11 protein-coding genes are annotated in these 17,018 nt (G+C 39.6%); 6 read left to right on the forward strand and 5 right to left on the reverse strand.

Translation table 11 applies throughout. From position 1 onward, the window contains the following. Both ACTJJG_RS15820 and ACTJJG_RS15825 read left to right on the forward strand, forming a co-directional pair. On the forward strand, window positions 1–3,669 hold a 3,669-nt coding region (locus tag ACTJJG_RS15820; RefSeq protein WP_440608975.1), incomplete at its 5' end, for a DUF637 domain-containing protein. A gap of 12 nt (window positions 3,670–3,681) precedes the next feature. Then, window positions 3,682–4,164: a hypothetical protein gene (locus ACTJJG_RS15825; RefSeq protein WP_017385962.1), complete on the forward strand. Its 483-nt coding sequence runs from the start codon at window positions 3,682–3,684 to the stop codon at window positions 4,162–4,164. A 233-nt stretch (window positions 4,165–4,397) separates the two neighbouring features. Here the strand turns inward: ACTJJG_RS15825 and ACTJJG_RS15830 are convergent, their stop codons facing one another. Then, the gene (locus ACTJJG_RS15830) at window positions 4,398–5,315 is read right to left on the reverse strand and encodes a LysR family transcriptional regulator (RefSeq protein ID WP_017385960.1); all 918 of its coding nucleotides are present in this window, start codon (window positions 5,313–5,315) and stop codon (window positions 4,398–4,400) included. A gap of 97 nt (window positions 5,316–5,412) precedes the next feature. Here ACTJJG_RS15830 and ACTJJG_RS15835 point away from each other — a divergent pair, with 97 nt between their 5' ends. The 3 genes from ACTJJG_RS15835 to ACTJJG_RS15845 all read left to right on the forward strand — a co-directional run bounded on the left by ACTJJG_RS15835 (window position 5,413) and on the right by ACTJJG_RS15845 (window position 9,968). Next, window positions 5,413–6,795: an aspartate aminotransferase family protein gene (locus ACTJJG_RS15835; RefSeq protein ID WP_079381144.1), complete on the forward strand. Its 1,383-nt coding sequence runs from the start codon at window positions 5,413–5,415 to the stop codon at window positions 6,793–6,795. Between the two features lie 108 nt (window positions 6,796–6,903). Next, complete coding sequence (locus ACTJJG_RS15840; RefSeq protein ID WP_440608976.1) at window positions 6,904–8,472, forward strand: CoA-acylating methylmalonate-semialdehyde dehydrogenase; 1,569 nt, start codon at window positions 6,904–6,906, stop codon at window positions 8,470–8,472. A gap of 104 nt (window positions 8,473–8,576) precedes the next feature. Beyond that, window positions 8,577–9,968, forward strand: a complete 1,392-nt coding sequence (locus ACTJJG_RS15845; RefSeq protein ID WP_017385957.1) for an amino acid permease — start codon at window positions 8,577–8,579, stop codon at window positions 9,966–9,968. A 57-nt stretch (window positions 9,969–10,025) separates the two neighbouring features. Here ACTJJG_RS15845 and ACTJJG_RS15850 read toward each other — a convergent pair whose 3' ends face one another. After that, window positions 10,026–11,111, reverse strand: coding sequence for an HlyD family secretion protein (locus ACTJJG_RS15850; protein ID WP_002113815.1), 1,086 nt, complete (start codon window positions 11,109–11,111; stop codon window positions 10,026–10,028). Then, on the reverse strand, window positions 11,108–12,685 hold the full coding sequence (locus ACTJJG_RS15855) for an MFS transporter (RefSeq protein ID WP_161282191.1): 1,578 nt from the start codon (window positions 12,683–12,685) through the stop codon (window positions 11,108–11,110). Before ACTJJG_RS15855 ends, ACTJJG_RS15850 begins: the two co-directional genes overlap by 4 nt. A 166-nt stretch (window positions 12,686–12,851) precedes the next feature. Between ACTJJG_RS15855 and ACTJJG_RS15860 the strand changes: the two genes are divergently transcribed. After that, window positions 12,852–13,472, forward strand: a complete 621-nt coding sequence (locus ACTJJG_RS15860) for a TetR/AcrR family transcriptional regulator (RefSeq protein WP_075383032.1) — start codon at window positions 12,852–12,854, stop codon at window positions 13,470–13,472. 79 nt (window positions 13,473–13,551) lie between these two features. On the opposite strand, the gene ACTJJG_RS15865 is transcribed toward ACTJJG_RS15860, so the two are convergent. Continuing rightward, on the reverse strand, window positions 13,552–15,129 hold the full coding sequence (locus tag ACTJJG_RS15865) for an aldehyde dehydrogenase (NADP(+)) (protein WP_230445300.1): 1,578 nt from the start codon (window positions 15,127–15,129) through the stop codon (window positions 13,552–13,554). Between the two features lie 16 nt (window positions 15,130–15,145). Continuing rightward, a complete protein-coding gene (locus ACTJJG_RS15870) occupies window positions 15,146–16,933 on the reverse strand; it encodes an IlvD/Edd family dehydratase (RefSeq protein ID WP_230445301.1) in 1,788 nt (595 codons plus the stop codon). Between the last annotated feature and the right edge of the window lie 85 nt (window positions 16,934–17,018).

Raw genomic sequence — 17,018 nt, forward strand, 5'->3', positions numbered from 1 at the left:
AATGGTGGTATCAATTTAGAGGGTGCTAAAGTTGATATTCAAGGTTCACAGTTAACTGCACAAAAAGATATTAAGATTGTTTCAAGTAAAGATGATGTGTTAGTTGATGGGGTAAAAAATAGTTTTGCAAAGAGAAAGAAAGAAGAAAAGTTTACTGAAGCCAATAATTTAAAAAATTCTATATTAAGTAGTTTAGATTTATTAAAACAACAACAGTTTTTTACCGATTATGATAATATGGTTACTGCATATGAAGATTATGCTTCTAGTAATTATGATTATACTTTATATGTGAAGCATTATAATCTTTATAAAGATTTTATTTCCAAATACCCAGTGAGACCAAACCCAAGGCTTCTTATATTTGGATCAGATGTACCATTATTCCATAGTATTATTGCTGTACCACAAAGAAGTAGCCGCTTTGATGCATTATATTCATTTGAGCCAAAATATGATGAAAATTATTTAAGGAGCTTACAGGCGGAAGTTGATTTTTATAATACAGAGATAAATGGTTCAGAACATGCCGAAGCTAAATTAACTTCAAAATCAGGAAATATAAATATTACTTCTGCTAAAGGTTTATCTATAAGTGGAGGAAATATTTCTGCTCAATTAGGACAAGTTAATTTAGAAGCAAGTGGTGTTTTAGCCGAACAGTATAAATCTACAACCACTACAGAGACTAATCCCCAGCCAAGAATATTAAATGCAAGTATTATTGTTGATGGTCATACAGATTTTTATGATAAAGGCAGTGAAAATGATCAAAATTATAGTATGAGAACACTAGTCAGCCCTTCTATTATTAATGGGGATAAAGGGGTTAACATTAGAACTGTAGGTAAAACTAAAGATGATAACTTAGTTTTACAAGCTACCGGTATTACATCAAAAAATGGTGATGTGAAAATAGAATCAAATAAAAGTATTTTATTTGATGCAGCTATTGAGCAAAGTTATGATCGATCAATAACTACTGAAAAGAAAAAATCATGGGGTGGTTTAAAGAAAAAGTATATTACGACTGTTTCTGAAAATAATGGCACAAATGCGGCATCAGTTGATATTTCTGCAAAGAATATTTCTATTGAGACAAAGAAACTAGATCCATCTGTAGATGCTAAAACCCCAGATAATAATATTGATATTTATTCTGGGCGCTTTACTGCTGAGGGTGGAACAATTTCTATTAACTCTGGGGGAAATCTTAACCTTTATACAGTGGAAGAGAGTTCTAGGAGTGATGTAGATATTACGAAAAAATCATCTTTTGCTGGAATCAAATACAACACCTCTAAAACAAATGCAACGCGTACTCAAGTTACTGAAATACCAGCAACCTTAAAAGCAGATTATATTGGGACAAAATCAGTTTATGATACAAAACTTGTTGGAACAGAATTTGAATATTTAATCGGTTCTACACTTGAAGCTGGCGGTAAGTTAGAGCTCATCGCTGCTAAAACCTCTATTACTGACTTGTTAAAAAAAGAAAAAAACTCTGTAGTCTGGCAATCAATGCAGGATAAAGGTTCTATCACTGAAACTGCTCAATTACCAAGTTTTAATGGTCCAGTTTTACCTACTTTTAAAGCCGCTGGTGGTTTAAGTGTACAAGTTCCAATTAGTGAAAAAGATGTTAATAAAGTAGAGCTACGTGATGCGATTCTTGACTTATCTAAAAAACCAGGAAATGAATATTTAAAAGAATTGGTAAACCGAAAAGATGTAGATTGGCAAACAGTTCTATTAACTCAAAAAGACTGGGACTATAAATCACAAGGTTTAACAGCAGCTGGAGCTGCGATTATTGTTATTATTGTGACAATTCTTACGATGGGTTCAGGAACTGCTGCAGCGGCAGGTGCGGCTGGAGGAACAGCAGCAAGTGGGACTACAGTTGGTTTGGGCGCAAGTATGATTGGTTCAGCAGGCGTTACAACTGCAACAGTGGGAGGTGTTACAACAATTACAGGTGTTTCTACGCTTGGGGCTATGGCAAATGCTGCTATTACAAGTTTAGCAACTCAAGCAAGTGTAGGATTAATTAATAACGGTGGAGATATCGGCAAAACACTAAAAGATTTAGGAAGTAAAGATTCTGTTAAGAATTTAGCAGCATCAGTAGTCACTGCTGGATTGTTGAATGGGGTAGCGACAAACTTAAATATCAGTAGTAATGCTATTGTGAATGACATTGCCAATAATATGGCTACTGGAATGATACAAGGTGTTGGCAGTACATTGATAGATTCTGCTGTTAATGGTAGAAACCTAAGCGAAGGACTGGAAAAAGCTTTATTAGCAGGATTGGCAAACTCACTGCAAGCACCATTAGCAGGTGCTATTGGTGACACATTAGGAATGAGTAGCAATGCCTTTGTGAGTAAAGTTGTTGCTATTGCTGCGCATGCTGCAGCGGGTTGTGCAACTGGTGTGATTGACAAAGAATGTCAGTCACGAGCACTAGGAGCCGCTTTAGGTGAGGTCATTGCAGAAAATATGTTCAAACCAGCAAATGGCATTGAATATACGGAAGCAGAAAAATCAAAAATTCTCAACATTACTAAACTTACCACTGGGGTGGTTGCTGCGTATGTAGGATATGATGTGACTGCTGCTGCAAATGCAGCAGATACAGCCGTTAGCAATAATTATTTGAACCATGTGCAAGAGAAGCAAAAGAGTCAAGAACTTAAAGATTGTAATGTTCTTACTTGTGGTGGAGTAGTTGTTAAATGGGCTGCAATTAGTGCAGGACAAGATGCAAATTATGCAGCAGGCTTTGCAGTAGGTATTCCGACCTCTGTTGCTGAGTCGGTAGTGGGTTTGGCAAAAATGGCTCTTAGCCCAATACAAACCTATAAAGCAATCAAAGAAGTTATCAATAGTGAAAACGCTCTAGGTAATATTAGTGATGCTATTAAACAAGATTATACGAACCGTATTAATAAGCTTGAATCAGAATATGAAAAAGCTGGTATTAAAGGCTCATATAATGCAGGTTTAGAAGCGGGCAAACTTACAGCTGATGTAGCGAGTTTATTCGCTGGTGGCGCTAGTCTTGCTAAAGGTGGAGTGATCCTGACAGAAAAAGTAGCAGCAAAAGTTGGCTACAAAGTTTTAAAAGATCCAATAATTATTTCGGATAAAGGTATTGCAGTCAATTTAGATGGACATAAAATATATGATCCTCAATTTACTCCCTTGAGTACAAATCCCCGTGCGCTTTATAGATTCTCAGATTTTAATCATAGATCTACAGGTGGTGATATCTATTTTGGTGAAAACATTGCTACATCTTATTTCGAAGTGAGACAGGCTGTAAATGGAAAGTCTTTATTTGTGGGACAGGTTGAGGTTAAGAATATGCTAGATTTAACCGATCCTAAAATATTGAAACAAATGGGGATTGATCAAAAAAAACTAACTGAAATTGCGCCAGATGGTTATTCAAATGCAGAAAAGGCTAAAAAAGAAGCTATATATGCGTATACAAATAGAATTGCGAACCAAGCCTATGACAAAGGTTACACAGGTATTATCTATAATAGTAGCCGTAATACAGGTTCAAACAATAACCGTGCTGTAGTGTTATTTGGGGGGCGTTATGATGCTGCTAAGATTAAACCAGTGCTTGATAAGCCGATTTTAAAGAAATAAGGAGCAAATACAATGAGAAGTTTACACCAAGTAGCAGCTAGTGAAATAGCTGTAGTACCTTATTATTTGAATGGATATCAACAGAATGGTCTGCAGTACGGAGTGAATGAATATGAAAGAGCAGAACCATTGGGTGCGCAATGTGCGAATTGTCATACTATTCTATGGATAACAGGACGTAGCGATCCTATTTTAAATGAGACAAAACCTAAAAATATTCCAGATAGCGGGCCTATTTATCGTGAATATATTCAAGATAATCTAAAAAGGTTTTTGAGATCATTACCTGCGTGTCCAAATTGTCATCAACAAACTTATGATTTATTTGTACACACGACTACATTAACTAGATTTGAAGATGGTAGTTCTTATCCAAAATATCCAGAGGAATATTATGGTGTTGATGAAGAGAGGTCAGCTAAAGTCAAAGATAAAGCGGTGTGGTGGTATGGTGATGAAGCCGAGGCTAAAAGGCTAAATTTAAATTTTTTATGATTTTCTTCAAAATTAAATTATTGTCTGGTAAATATTTTGATGGCGATATTAACTTAAAATCTCGTCACTTGGAATTAAACTCTTAAATATATTTAGCTCATTACTCAAAGAAAATTAATTACATGAAGCCCATTTAAAATGGGCTTCATCCTATAAAATAGTAACTTATTCTTAATTAGTTACTATTTTATACTTCCATGAATAATAGAACAGCTCTATTAATATAAAGATTTTTAACCCGCAACGATCCGCTTCTCAAGCATTTCCATAAAGGTTTTTAAAATAATATTGTGGTTTTTGCCTTTGTGAGTAATTAAACAAATAGGTGTGCTGTAATGCATTTTCTCCTTTGAAACAGCTTGCATAAAACCATCTTCAACCCATTTTTTTGCGTAGTGGTCGGGTAAAAAACCCAAGAATTTTCCAGTTAAAATCAGAAATGCGATGCCTTCACGGTCACTTGCTGTCGCTTTACAGTCTAAAAGTTGGTGCAACTTTGCTGCTTCTGGTGTGATGGCATAATTAGGAAGGACTGCTTGCCATGTTTTTAACTCATCTAGATTCATGTTGCTGCACTGGCTAAACAACGGATGGTTTTTGCCGCAGTATAAAAATGAACTTTCGCTATATAAATCAAAATAGTCTAGACCAGACAATGGCGTCACAAGGGGGATAACGCCTGCGTGTAAACGGTTATCGAGCACACGGCATTCAATATCTGACAGAGTACTCATACTAATGTTAATAATCACTTCGGCATGTTCCTCGGCAAGTTGAGTCAAGGTATTGGTGATATAGCCTCTAGGCATAGTCACAAGATTGTTAATAATGCCGATATTAAACTCACCCTTAAGGCGGTTATGCATTTGGTTGACTTTAGAGCGGAAGTCTTCAATGGCTGCCGTAAGCACTTCTATATATTCTAAAATTTCCCGTCCTTCATCGGTCAGGGCAAATCCGGCACGGCCTCGCTGACATAGCCGAATGCCTAAACGATTTTCTAAATCACTCATATGCAAACTAACTGCAGAACGACTAATACCTAAAATACTTTCGGCAGATGTAAAGCTGTGACAGTCACATACCGTTTTAAATATTTTAAGTAATTTAATATCAAAATCAGTGACTTGATTTAATTTTTTAGGTTTCATTTAGTTTTGTTTTTTTAAATCTAAACTCAAGATAATTTGAATTTATCAAACTTATTACGCTATGTACACTCAAACCATAATTTGAAAATAAACAGGAATGGTTATGTTTGATACGGATAAATTTAGCGACTCAGAGCATACTTTGGATGCGGTTCAAACTAATAACAATATGCATATAAATTATCAAGCACACTGGATGCCTTTCTCTGCAAATCGTAACTTTGCTAAAGACCCGCGCATGATTGTGGGCGCAAAAGGATCATATCTAATTGATGATTCGGGCCGTGAAATTTACGACTCACTCTCAGGCCTATGGACTTGTGGTGCTGGTCATACGCTTCCTGAAATTCAACAAGCGGTGAGTGCTCAATTAGGTCAGCTCGACTACTCGCCAGCTTTTCAGTTTGGTCATCCGTTGTCTTTTAAGTTGGCAGAAAAAATTGTTCAGCATATGCCTGAAAAATTACAACACGTTTTCTTTACCAACTCGGGTTCAGAGTCAGCAGATACTGCCATCAAAATGGCACGTGCGTATTGGCGCATTAAAGGTAAACCAAGCAAAACTAAATTGATTGGCCGTGCCCGTGGCTATCATGGTGTAAACGTTGCTGGAACAAGCTTAGGTGGGATTGGTGGCAACCGTAAAATGTTTGGTCAGCTTATGGATGTAGACCATTTACCGCATACCTTGCAGCCGAATTTAACTTTTACCAAAGGTTGTGCAGAAACAGGTGGGATAGAACTTGCCAATGAAATGCTTAAGTTAATTGAGCTACACGATGCTTCAAATATTGCAGCCGTCATTGTGGAGCCTGTTTCTGGTTCAGCAGGTTGTATTGTACCGCCAACAGGCTATTTACAACGTTTAAGAGAGATCTGTGATCAGCATGACATCTTATTAATTTTTGATGAAGTAATTACAGGTTTTGGCCGTTTAGGAACGTGGACGGGAGCAGAGTATTTTGGGGTAACACCAGATATTTTGAACTTTGCGAAACAGGTGACCAATGGTGCTATTCCTTTAGGTGGTGTGGTGGCAAGCCATGAAATTTACTCAGCCTTTATGCAACAAGACTTACCAGAGCATGCCATTGAATTTACCCATGGCTATACCTATTCGGCACATCCGGTTGCTTGTGCGGCTGCTTTAGCTGCGCTTGAAGTTTTAGAAAAGAAAAACCTGTTAGCTCAATCTGCGGCGTTAGCACCAACTTTTGAAAAAATGCTGCATGACTTAAAAGGCTCACCGCATATTTTAGATATTCGTAACTGTGGTTTGATTGGTGCTTTGCAGTTAGCACCACGTGATGGCGATGCCACCATCCGAGGCTTTGAGCTTGGTATGAAACTTTGGAAAGAAGGATTCTATGTTCGCTTTGGAGGCGACACGCTTCAGTTCGGTCCAATGTTTAACAGTACAGAGGCTGATATTGACCGCTTATTGAATGCCGTTGGCGATGCACTTTATCAAGTGAATTAAGGCTTATAGACATTTTAAGAGCATCGGTAAAGTCTATAGATGCTCTTTAAAAACTAAATGAAAAATACAGTTTGATCTAAAAACTAATTGTAGTAAGGAGTAACAACAATGACAAATGGCCTAGAAGATTTTAGCTATGAAGAAGTTTCAACTGAAAATAGTACGCATAGTGAACAAGCCAAAAAAGTGCTAGGGCATTTCATTCAAGGAAGAATTGTATCTAAAACGGCAAGAAAACAGCCAGTTTACAATCCTGCGACGGGTGAAATTAGTAAAGAAGTCGAAATTGCAGATGCTCAAACGGTAAATGAAGCAGTTCAGGTAGCCGAGCAAGCATTTCCTGCATGGCGAGATACACCAGTCATTAAACGTGCACGAGTCATGTTTAAGTTTAAACAATTATTAGAGCAAAATGCTGAAAAGATTTGCGCTTTGATTGGACAAGAGCACGGTAAAATTTCTCATGATGCTCAAGGCGAATTACAACGTGGTATTGAAAATGTTGAATACGCTTGCGGTGCACCAGAGCTTTTAAAAGGGGAATATTCAAAAAATGTCGGTCCAGATATCGACTCATGGAGCGAGTTCCAACCGTTAGGTATTGTCGCTGGGATCACACCGTTTAACTTCCCAGCTATGGTGGCTTTGTGGATGTTCCCAATGGCACTGGTTTGCGGTAATTGTTTTATTTTAAAACCTTCGGAAAAAGCACCTTCTGTGGTTTTATACCTTGCAGAATTATTAAAGCAGGCGGGTTTACCTGACGGCGTGTTTAATGTGGTGAATGGTGATAAAGAAGCGGTAGATGCCTTATTACATAATCCTCGTATTCAGGCAGTCAGCTTTGTAGGTTCAACACCAATTGCTGAATATATTTACCGTACAGCAACATCCACGGGCAAACGTTGCCAAGCATTAGGTGGGGCAAAAAACCACGCGATTATCATGCCTGATGCCGATATCGATAACGTAGTAACTTCATTGTTAGGCGCAGCTTTTGGTTCTTCAGGTGAACGTTGTATGGCACTCTCGGTAGCAGTTGCTATTGGTGACGAAGTTGCCGATGTAGTCATTGATAAGCTAACTCAAGAAATGAAAAAATTGAAGTTCGGCAACTATGCATATGCAAGCAACGACTTTGGGCCACTTATTACCCAAGCACATAAAGACAAGGTACAAGCCTATATTCAAAGTGCAGAACAGCAAGGCGCAAAAATTGTAGTAGATGGTCGTGATGCAAAACCGGCAGGCTATGAAAAAGGCTTCTTTGTTGGGCCAACTTTAATTGATCAAGTCACGCCGAACATGACCAGCTACCAACAAGAAATTTTTGGTCCTGTGTTGCAAGTTATGCGTGTGAATACTATGCAAGAAGCCATGCAACTCATTAATGACCATGAATATGGCAACGGTACTTGTATCTATACCCGTGACGGGGAAGCTGCGCGCTATTTTAGTAGCCATATTCAAGTTGGTATGGTCGGTATTAATGTACCTTTACCAGTACCTGTTGCTTATCATAGTTTTGGTGGTTGGAAGCGTTCGTTGTTTGGTGATTTACATGCTTATGGTCCAGATGGTGTCCGTTTCTACACACGCCGTAAAACTATTACGCAACGTTGGCCGTCTGCTCAGGTCCGTGAAGCAAAACAATTTTCAATGCCAACTTTAAATTAATTATTGCAACAAGGGGAAAACAATAAGTTTTCCCTTTTTCATTACCGTAGGATTTTAAACATGTAATAGATTGTTTTTATAGATATATTTTTAAGGATTGAAATATGAATAATGATACAACAAAAAAATTAGGCGAAGGACTTTCAAATCGCCATATTACAATGATTAGTATTGGTGGTGTTATTGGTGCAGGTTTATTTGTCGGTTCATCTTCTGCAATTGCCAAGGCAGGCCCAGCGGTGATTCTTGCATACCTGATTACCAGCATTATGGTATTTCTGGTGATGCGAATGTTGGGTGAGATGGCCGTTTTAGAACCAGACACTGGTTCATTTTCTACATATGCCCGTAAAGCGATTGGCCCTTGGGCAGGCTTTACCATTGGTTGGTTATATTGGTGGTTTTGGGTGCTTGCGATTCCTGTAGAAGCCATTGCTGGTGCTGAAATTTTACATTCGTGGTTTCCGAACGTTTCAGTTTCTATCTATGCATTCTGTTTTATTGTGTTCTTAAGCTTGGCCAACTTTTTTAGTACCAAAAGTTTTGGTGAGTTTGAGTTCTGGTTTTCTTTGGTCAAAGTAGTGGCCATTATTGGTTTCATTATTATTGGTATTTTGGCAATTTCAGGTATTTGGCCTTTAGCTAAAAATGTTAGCGGCGTTGCCAATTTATACAATAACGCCGGTTTTATGCCGCACGGTATGGGCGGAATTTTATCGGCAATTTTAATTACGGCATTTTCATTCTTTGGTGTAGAAATTGTCTCGATTGCAGCAGCAGAATCATCAAACCCTAAACAGAAAATCAGACGCGCTACCAATTTGGTGTTGTACCGTATTATCCTTTTCTTTGTAGTTTCGATGTTTATTGCCGTTTCACTTGTCGACTGGCGTTCACCAGACTTACAAAAGTACGGAACATTCCAATACGTTTTAATGAGCTTGAACGTACCGGGCACTAAACTCATCATTGATACGGTCGTGTTTATCGCCGTTGCGAGTTGTATGAATGCTGCGATTTATACGTCCTCTCGTATGCTATTTCGTTTGGGCACTCGTAGTGAAGCGCCACAAGCCGTAACTAAAATCAATTATGCGGGTGTACCTGCAATTGCAGTATTTTCTTCAACTTTCATTGGTTTAGTGTGTTGTGTCATTAACTATGTATTCCCTGGAAAAGTATTTGGCTTATTGCTCTCAAGCACAGGGTCAATTGCATTACTGGTGTACTTGGTTATTGCGTTCTCACAACTACGTTTAAGACATAAGCTCGAGGCAGCTGGAGCGGAAATACCATTTAAAATGTGGTTATTCCCATGGCTGACTTGGTTTGTGATTATTATTATTTTAAGTGTGTTGGCTTATATGTTCTTCTCGCCAGCATATAGTTATGAAACGACTTTATCTTTAGGGGTAACTTCGCTTGTGGTGGTTTGTGGATTGTTCGTCACGCGAAAGCGTAAAGCAACTAGAACGGTTGCCATGAATTTAGATTAATTAAAAAAGAGACCATAAATGGTCTCTTTTTTTCTCATATTCCAAGATCTAGACGAACTATTTAGTCGTATCAATAGAGACTAAAACCGATAAACCTGGGCGTAATAATTTAACGTCTTTTTGATTTTCAATAAGCTTAATTCGTAAAGGAAGGCGCTGAACAATCTTGGTAAAGTTACCTGTTGCATTGGTCGCCGAGATTGGAGAAAAAAATGCGCCAGTTGAAGGAGAGAAGCTATCTACCACACCTTTTAATTCAACATTATAAGCATCTACATAGACATTAACTGGTTGTCCGATCTTGATCTTTTTTAACTCAATTTCACGGAAGTTGGCTTCTACATAAACCTGATCTAAAGGAACAACCACCATGAGTGGATTACCAGCACTCACAAAGTTACCTACATTAGCTGACTTTTGACCAATCATGCCATCAATAGGTGCACGAACCTCTGTATAGCTCAAATTCAGTTTTGCTTTATCAAGCGCCGCTTGGGCTTGTTTAAGGGCTGCTTGTTTGGCTTGTACCTGTATCTTGTATTGATTGAGCTGATACTGTGCATCAATCACTTTTTCTTTACTGCTGTCTAAGTCAGCATATTGTTCAGTCAAAGTAGTCTTAGATTGCTGTGTAATTAATCTAGACTCCGCTCCAAGTGCCTGTAATTGCTCATAACGAGCCGTATTATCTTTGGTGAGTTTAATTCCAGCTTCTACTTTTCTCAGCTGTGCTTCAGTTTCTCGAATGATAGTGGGTTGTCTATCCACTGCGAGCATTGCTTCACTCAGGTCAGCTTGCGCTTTTGCATAATTAGATTCAGCCTCAGCCAAAGCAGCTTGATAATCACGTGCATCAATCCGCGCTAAAAGTTGGCCTTTTTTTACGGTCTGGTGATCTTTAATGTAAATTTCCTCAATATTGCCCGATACTTTTGGGGCAATTGTTGAGTACTCTACATCTACACGTGCATCGTCTGTTTCAACAACCGAAGAGGGTAAAAATATAAGTTTTAAAACCCATAAAATAGATGCTAAGACAATAATAAACGCAATAGCCATAACCCAATGCTTTTTGAGAAATTGCACCTTGGTTAACTTGGGTGGTTCGGTATGGGTGGTGTCTTGGGCTTCGAGAGTACTCATAAAGATTTTCCTGAGTTATGACTATTCATTAACTTAATGAGAGCAATACGTGGCGGATAAGTTCGAACTGGCAAAATCAACATCACGATAAACAAAATAGCGGTAAGGCCAGCTAAGATGAGATATTGATCGCTAATAACTAAAACTGATTGTTGCGCTTGAATCGCAGAATTTAGGGCAGATAAACCACCTGAAACACGATCTGCACCATTTGCGGTGAGCACAGGTGGAGTAAGTGGGTTAATAACAGGGCCTTGAATATTTTGGAAAACATGTTGAGCAGTATTTTCAATCAGTCGTGTTGAATGGTATTCACCGCGAACTCGATTGACCCAGTCCAAAATACACACACCTAGTACACCGCTAATAGCACGTGGGGTATTAATCATAGGGGATGCATAAATTGCCATGGTTGGGTGAACACTGTTTGTACCCATCATTAAGAGCGAGAGCACGACACAGGTTTGCCCCAGACATGAGATTGCATGCCAAAAATAAAATTGGTCTTGATTCCATGTGGTATCAAGTTGACTTGCACCTAGACAACCCGCAATGACCAGAAGTAAACCAAATCCGTGTACATATCGGCTATCCACCCAAGCTTGATTTAAAAGCTTCACAACAATAGGAATATAGATAAATTGCAGTGCCGCAATTTGTAAGCCAATCCACATGGTCTGAGTGGGTTTATAGCCATGTACAGCACTTAAGTAATTGAGTGGTAATGTGCTTGTGGACATACCAATAATGACAAAGCAAAAGAGTGCGAAAACAGCATAAGCAAAATTTCGGATTTCGAGCATTTGCGGTTTAATCAATGGTGACGGATAACGCCATTCATGTATGAAAAACCAAGGTAAAGTTATTGCACTAATTAAGGCTAATACACAAATTAATTGAGAATGGAACCAATCTAAATGGTTGCCATGCAATAACATGGTGCTCAGGCTGGCTAAGCTAATAATCGCTAAAATGGCACCCATCCAATCGTAAGTTTTTATTCTTGAATAATTCAATGGATCTTGGGGAATACCAAAATAAACCAGTGCAGCGCTTAGCGCACAAAACGGAATAGTTTGGAAAAATATCATTTTCCATCCAATTACATCTAAGTAAAAAGCTGAGAGTGCAGCACTTAAGTTGGGAAAGAACGTCGCAGTTAATGCATAGCAGGCTAATCCCCATAGCCGAATGTCAGGTCCTAAAAATCTAAGCGCACAGGCCATGAGCAAAGGAATCGTTAAACCATTGGCGAGCCCTTGTAAACCACGTAATAGATAAAAGATTTCGATATTTGGACTAAAAGGAATTAAAACGCTAGAAAAAAGGCAAAGTCCTATAGCAAAAAGAAGAACTCTGCGCATAGAAAAAATGACTGCCCAACTCGTAGACAGGATCATTCCAATAATCATCGCACTTGCGTAAATACTATTAACCCAATAACCCGAGTCGACACTAATGCCCATTGCACCTCGAATGTCGACTAAAGTAATGCTGGTAATTCGGTTATTAAATTCAACAGTCATTGCAGCAAATATTGCACCTGCTAAACCGATGAGTGGCTTTGTATTCATCTTTTACCTTAAATCTTAAACATCAATTCATTGCACGGAGTAGATATTTACTGTACTGTACCGATCGGTACTCTACTCTTTAATTAAATTTCCGTCAATTCTCGATTTTGAACTTTTCGATGAGTTACACTTAGAACGAAATCGCTAAAATTTTTATAAGGTCAATATGTCTGGTTTAACGAAAGCTCATGAAAAAGATCAAAAAATTCTGGATGCAGCAACAAAGTTTTTTTTGATCCACGGCTTTAGTGGCACAACGACAGACATGATTCAAAAGGAAGCAGGGGTTTCAAAAGCAACGATGTATGGTTGCTATAAGAATAAAGAAGCGATGTTTGCAGCGGTGATTGAACGTCAATGTACCAACATGCAAAAACAAATTATTTTAGTTGAGACAAAAGCCGATAATTTACGATCAGCACTAACTGAAATTGGGAAGACCTATCTGTGTTTTATATTATCGCATTCAGGCTTGGCTTTTTTTAGAGTTTGTATTGCAGAAGCTGTAAGATTCCCAGAGTTATCTGAAAAATTCTTTGAGTTGGGTCCACAGCGTCTAGCAAATATCATTGCAGGATATCTAGTAAAATCCGTTAAACAGGGCGAAATTGAATTAAGCTCTTCTTCAGAAGTTGCTGCGAATATATTTTTATCGCTATTAAGAAGTGATGCTCATCTAAAATGTTTGACGCATCCTGATTATTTAATATCAGAGAATGAAATTAGTACTTGGGTTGAGTATGCGGTTGATTTGTTTTTAAAAAATATCAATTACAAACCAAATTAATTTAGGAAATTTTATTTTATCTATAAGCTCTGGATGTAGAAATAAAAAAGAGACCAGTTTGTGGTCTCTTTTTTATTTATTAGATCGCTTCTCTGGTCATCTCACCATTCACCAATCTTAAAATCTGCAACGGGTTGCTATCTTTTAAAGCCTCTGGCAATAAGCTTTGGGGATAGTTTTGGTAACACACAGGTCTCAAGTAACGGTCAATTGCCAAGGTTCCAACCGATGTCCCTCGTGCATCAGAGGTGGCTGGGTATGGCCCGCCGTGCACCATCGCATCACACACCTCAACACCCGTTGGATAACCATTTATGAGTAATCGTCCAGCTTTTTCCTCTAACACTGGAACTACATCTGCAAACTCGGTTAAGTCTGCTTCGTCGGCAATTAAAGTCGCAGTCAGTTGCCCATTCATGCTTTGTAAGGCCTGAATGAGTTGGGCTTTATCTGCCACTTCAATGATGACCGTAGTTGGCCCAAAGATTTCTTCTTGTAAAAGCTGGTCACCCGCCAGTAACAGCTCAACATCCGCTTTAAAGAGTTGTGGCTGTGCCTGATTGCCTTGCTGGGTTTGACCTGCCAAATGCTTAATGCCTTGATGCTCGGTTAAGTGCTCAAGACCAGCGGTATAACTTTTTAAGGTGCCGGCATTCAGCATAGTCTGTGCAGGTTTGCCACCCATAATTTTGGTTAGGTTGCTAATGAGTTGAGTAAATTCGGCTGATTTAATTCCCAAGATTAAACCCGGATTGGTACAGAACTGACCACAGCCGAGCACTACTGAATCTGCCAAATCCTGTGCAATCTTTTCACCACGGTTTTTTAAGGCTTCGGGTAACATCAGCATCGGGTTAATGCTGCTCATTTCAGCAAATACGGGAATTGGCTGTGGACGGGCTGCGGCCATGTCACATAAAGCTCGTCCACCACGAAGTGAACCGGTAAAACCCACAGCCTGAATTAAAGGATGTTTCACTAAAGGTTCACCCACGCCATTACCATAGATCATGTTAAATACACCTTTAGGCATATTTGATTTTTCTACGGCACGTTCGATTGCCTGCGCTACAAAATCTGCTGTCGCCATGTGTCCACTATGGGCTTTCACCACTACAGAACAACCTGCGGCCAGTGCCGAAGCAGTGTCTCCACCCGCAGTTGAGAATGCTAAAGGAAAGTTACTTGCCCCAAAGACTGCAACAGGACCGACACCGATTTTAATCTGACGCAGGTCTGGGCGAGGTAAAGGCTGACGCTCAGGTAAAGCGGTATCAATACGGGCACCTAAAAAATCACCACGGCGCAGCACTTTGGCAAACAAACGCATTTGTCCACTGGTACGGGCACGCTCACCTTGTAAACGTGCAAGTGGCAAAGCCGTTTCCTGTGAGACAATTTCAAGAAAATCTGTACCCAAAGCATCGAGCTCATCGGCAATATTTTCTAAAAAGGCAGCACGGTGTTCAGGTGAAGTATGGCGGTAAGTCTTAAACGCTTGACTGGCTGCTTCACAGGCTTGATTCACCTCTTGCTCGGTTGCATGGCGAAATTCATAAGGCAAAGCTTCGCCAGTTGTTGCATTCACACTTTTTAGTAAAGTGGAACTTTGTGAACTACGTGAACCGCCAATAAAGTTGTGTCCGATAATGGTCATAACAAATATCCTGAAATTAATGAGAATGTCTTGGAAGGTTGTCTTGGTTTACGACTCGCATGTATAAAGTTGCGGGTTCCAAACAACCACCAGTAGATAATTGACCTACCAGGTTGCGATACATTTCTTGCCAAGGTGTTTGAGATGCAGAGTCCGTCGGTTTCCATTCACGGCGGCGTTGTTCTAACTCTTCGTCAGAAATGAGTACGTTGACTGAACGTTTATTGAGATCAATGCGCAAACGGTCATTGGTTTTAAGTAAGGCAATGCCGCCGCCTACAGCCGCTTCGGGTGACATATTTAAAATTGAAGGGCTGGCAGACGTACCGCTTTGACGGCCATCTCCTAAGCAAGGCAGTGAATCAATACCTTTTTTAATTAACTCCGCTGGGGGAGCCATATTGACGACTTCTGCGCTGCCCGGATAGCCAACTGTTCCAGCACCACGGATGACCAAAATACAATGTTCATCAATGTTTAAAGCAGGGTCATTAATTCGTGCGTGGTAGTCTTCGGGACCTTCAAAAACGATTGCACGTGCTTCAAAGCTATTTTCACTATTTGGGTCAGATAAATAGGTTTTCTTAAATGCTTCGCCCACTACAGACATTTTCATAATGGCGCTGTCAAAGAAATTACCACTCAGCACGATAAAACCTGCGCCATGTTTCAATGGTTGTTCATAAGGGAAGATGACATCTGCATTTGAGGTTTTTGCATTTTTAGCAATTTTCCCAATTGTTTTACCGCTGACTGATGCACAGTCTTCATGTAAAACACCTGCTTTTTGTAATTCATGCAAAACAGCAGGAACACCGCCAGCACGGTGGAAACCTTCACCCAAATATTTGCCCGCCGGCATGCAATTCACAATAAGTGGAATATTTTCTCCAACGCGTTGCCAGTCTTCTAAACTCAGCTCAATCCCCATATGACGAGCAATTGCAATGAGGTGAGGAGGGCAGTTACTTGATGCACCTAATGCTGAGGCTACCGCTATGGCATTTTCAAATGATCGTTTGTTCATAATTTTAGAAGGGCGTAAATCTTCTAAAACCATTTCACATATTCTTTTGCCGGTCATATAGGCCATTTGCCCGCGTTCGCGATAAGGCGCTGGAATGCTTGCACATGTCGGTAAAGACATACCTAAAGCTTCTGCTAATGCATTCATTGAAAGTGCGGTGCCCATGGTATTGCAATGCCCAACTGAAGGTGAGGCGGAAGTCGTCATTTCCATGAAGCCTTCATAGTCAATTTCACCCGTGGCAAGTAAATTTCTTGCATGCCAAAGCACCGTGCCTGAGCCAATTAATTCACCCTTAAAGTGACCATCTAGCATTGGCCCACCAGATAACACGATTGCCGGTATATCTGTTGTTGCGGCTGCCATTAAACATGCAGGTGTCGTTTTATCGCAGCCCGTTGTTAGCACCACACCATCAAGTGGATAGCCATGTAATATTTCAACTAAACCTAAGTAAGCTAAATTTCTATCGAGTGCAGCAGTAGGGCGACGGGTTTGCTCTGCAATCGGGTGAACAGGAAACTCCATCGGGATACCGCCAGCATCACGAATGCCTGCTTTCACACGTTCAGCAAGCTCTTTGTGGTGACGGTTACAAGGGGTCAAATCACTCCCGGTTTGTGCGATACCAATAATAGGGCGGCCTGATTGTAGCTCGGCACGGGTCAAACCATAGTTCATGTAACGCTCAACATACAAAGCGGTCATATCGGCATGTTCAGGATCATCAAACCATTCTTGGCTACGTAAAAAAATCCGTTTATTTTGATCATTCATTTTTTGATCCTTTCACTCATACTTTTTGAAATTTAGTTTATTCACGAGATGAATTTTGCAATTCAAACGATCGATAATACGTGAA

Origin of the sequence: Acinetobacter sp. 22512, from assembly GCF_052044755.1 — a bacterium.
Taxonomy (GTDB): domain Bacteria; phylum Pseudomonadota; class Gammaproteobacteria; order Pseudomonadales; family Moraxellaceae; genus Acinetobacter; species Acinetobacter pittii.

Excerpts from the sequence above, each read along its gene's own strand:
- ACTJJG_RS15825 (WP_017385962.1), top strand. The coding sequence starts at position 3,682 with ATGAGAAGTTTACACCAAGTAGCAGCTAGTGAAATAGCTGTAGTACCT.
- ACTJJG_RS15830 (WP_017385960.1), bottom strand. The coding sequence starts at position 5,315 with ATGAAACCTAAAAAATTAAATCAAGTCACTGATTTTGATATTAAATTA.
- ACTJJG_RS15835 (WP_079381144.1), top strand. The coding sequence starts at position 5,413 with ATGGTTATGTTTGATACGGATAAATTTAGCGACTCAGAGCATACTTTG.
- ACTJJG_RS15840 (WP_440608976.1), top strand. The coding sequence starts at position 6,904 with ATGACAAATGGCCTAGAAGATTTTAGCTATGAAGAAGTTTCAACTGAA.
- ACTJJG_RS15845 (WP_017385957.1), top strand. The coding sequence starts at position 8,577 with ATGAATAATGATACAACAAAAAAATTAGGCGAAGGACTTTCAAATCGC.
- ACTJJG_RS15850 (WP_002113815.1), bottom strand. The coding sequence starts at position 11,111 with ATGAGTACTCTCGAAGCCCAAGACACCACCCATACCGAACCACCCAAG.
- ACTJJG_RS15855 (WP_161282191.1), bottom strand. The coding sequence starts at position 12,685 with ATGAATACAAAGCCACTCATCGGTTTAGCAGGTGCAATATTTGCTGCA.
- ACTJJG_RS15860 (WP_075383032.1), top strand. The coding sequence starts at position 12,852 with ATGTCTGGTTTAACGAAAGCTCATGAAAAAGATCAAAAAATTCTGGAT.
- ACTJJG_RS15865 (WP_230445300.1), bottom strand. The coding sequence starts at position 15,129 with ATGACCATTATCGGACACAACTTTATTGGCGGTTCACGTAGTTCACAA.
- ACTJJG_RS15870 (WP_230445301.1), bottom strand. The coding sequence starts at position 16,933 with ATGAATGATCAAAATAAACGGATTTTTTTACGTAGCCAAGAATGGTTT.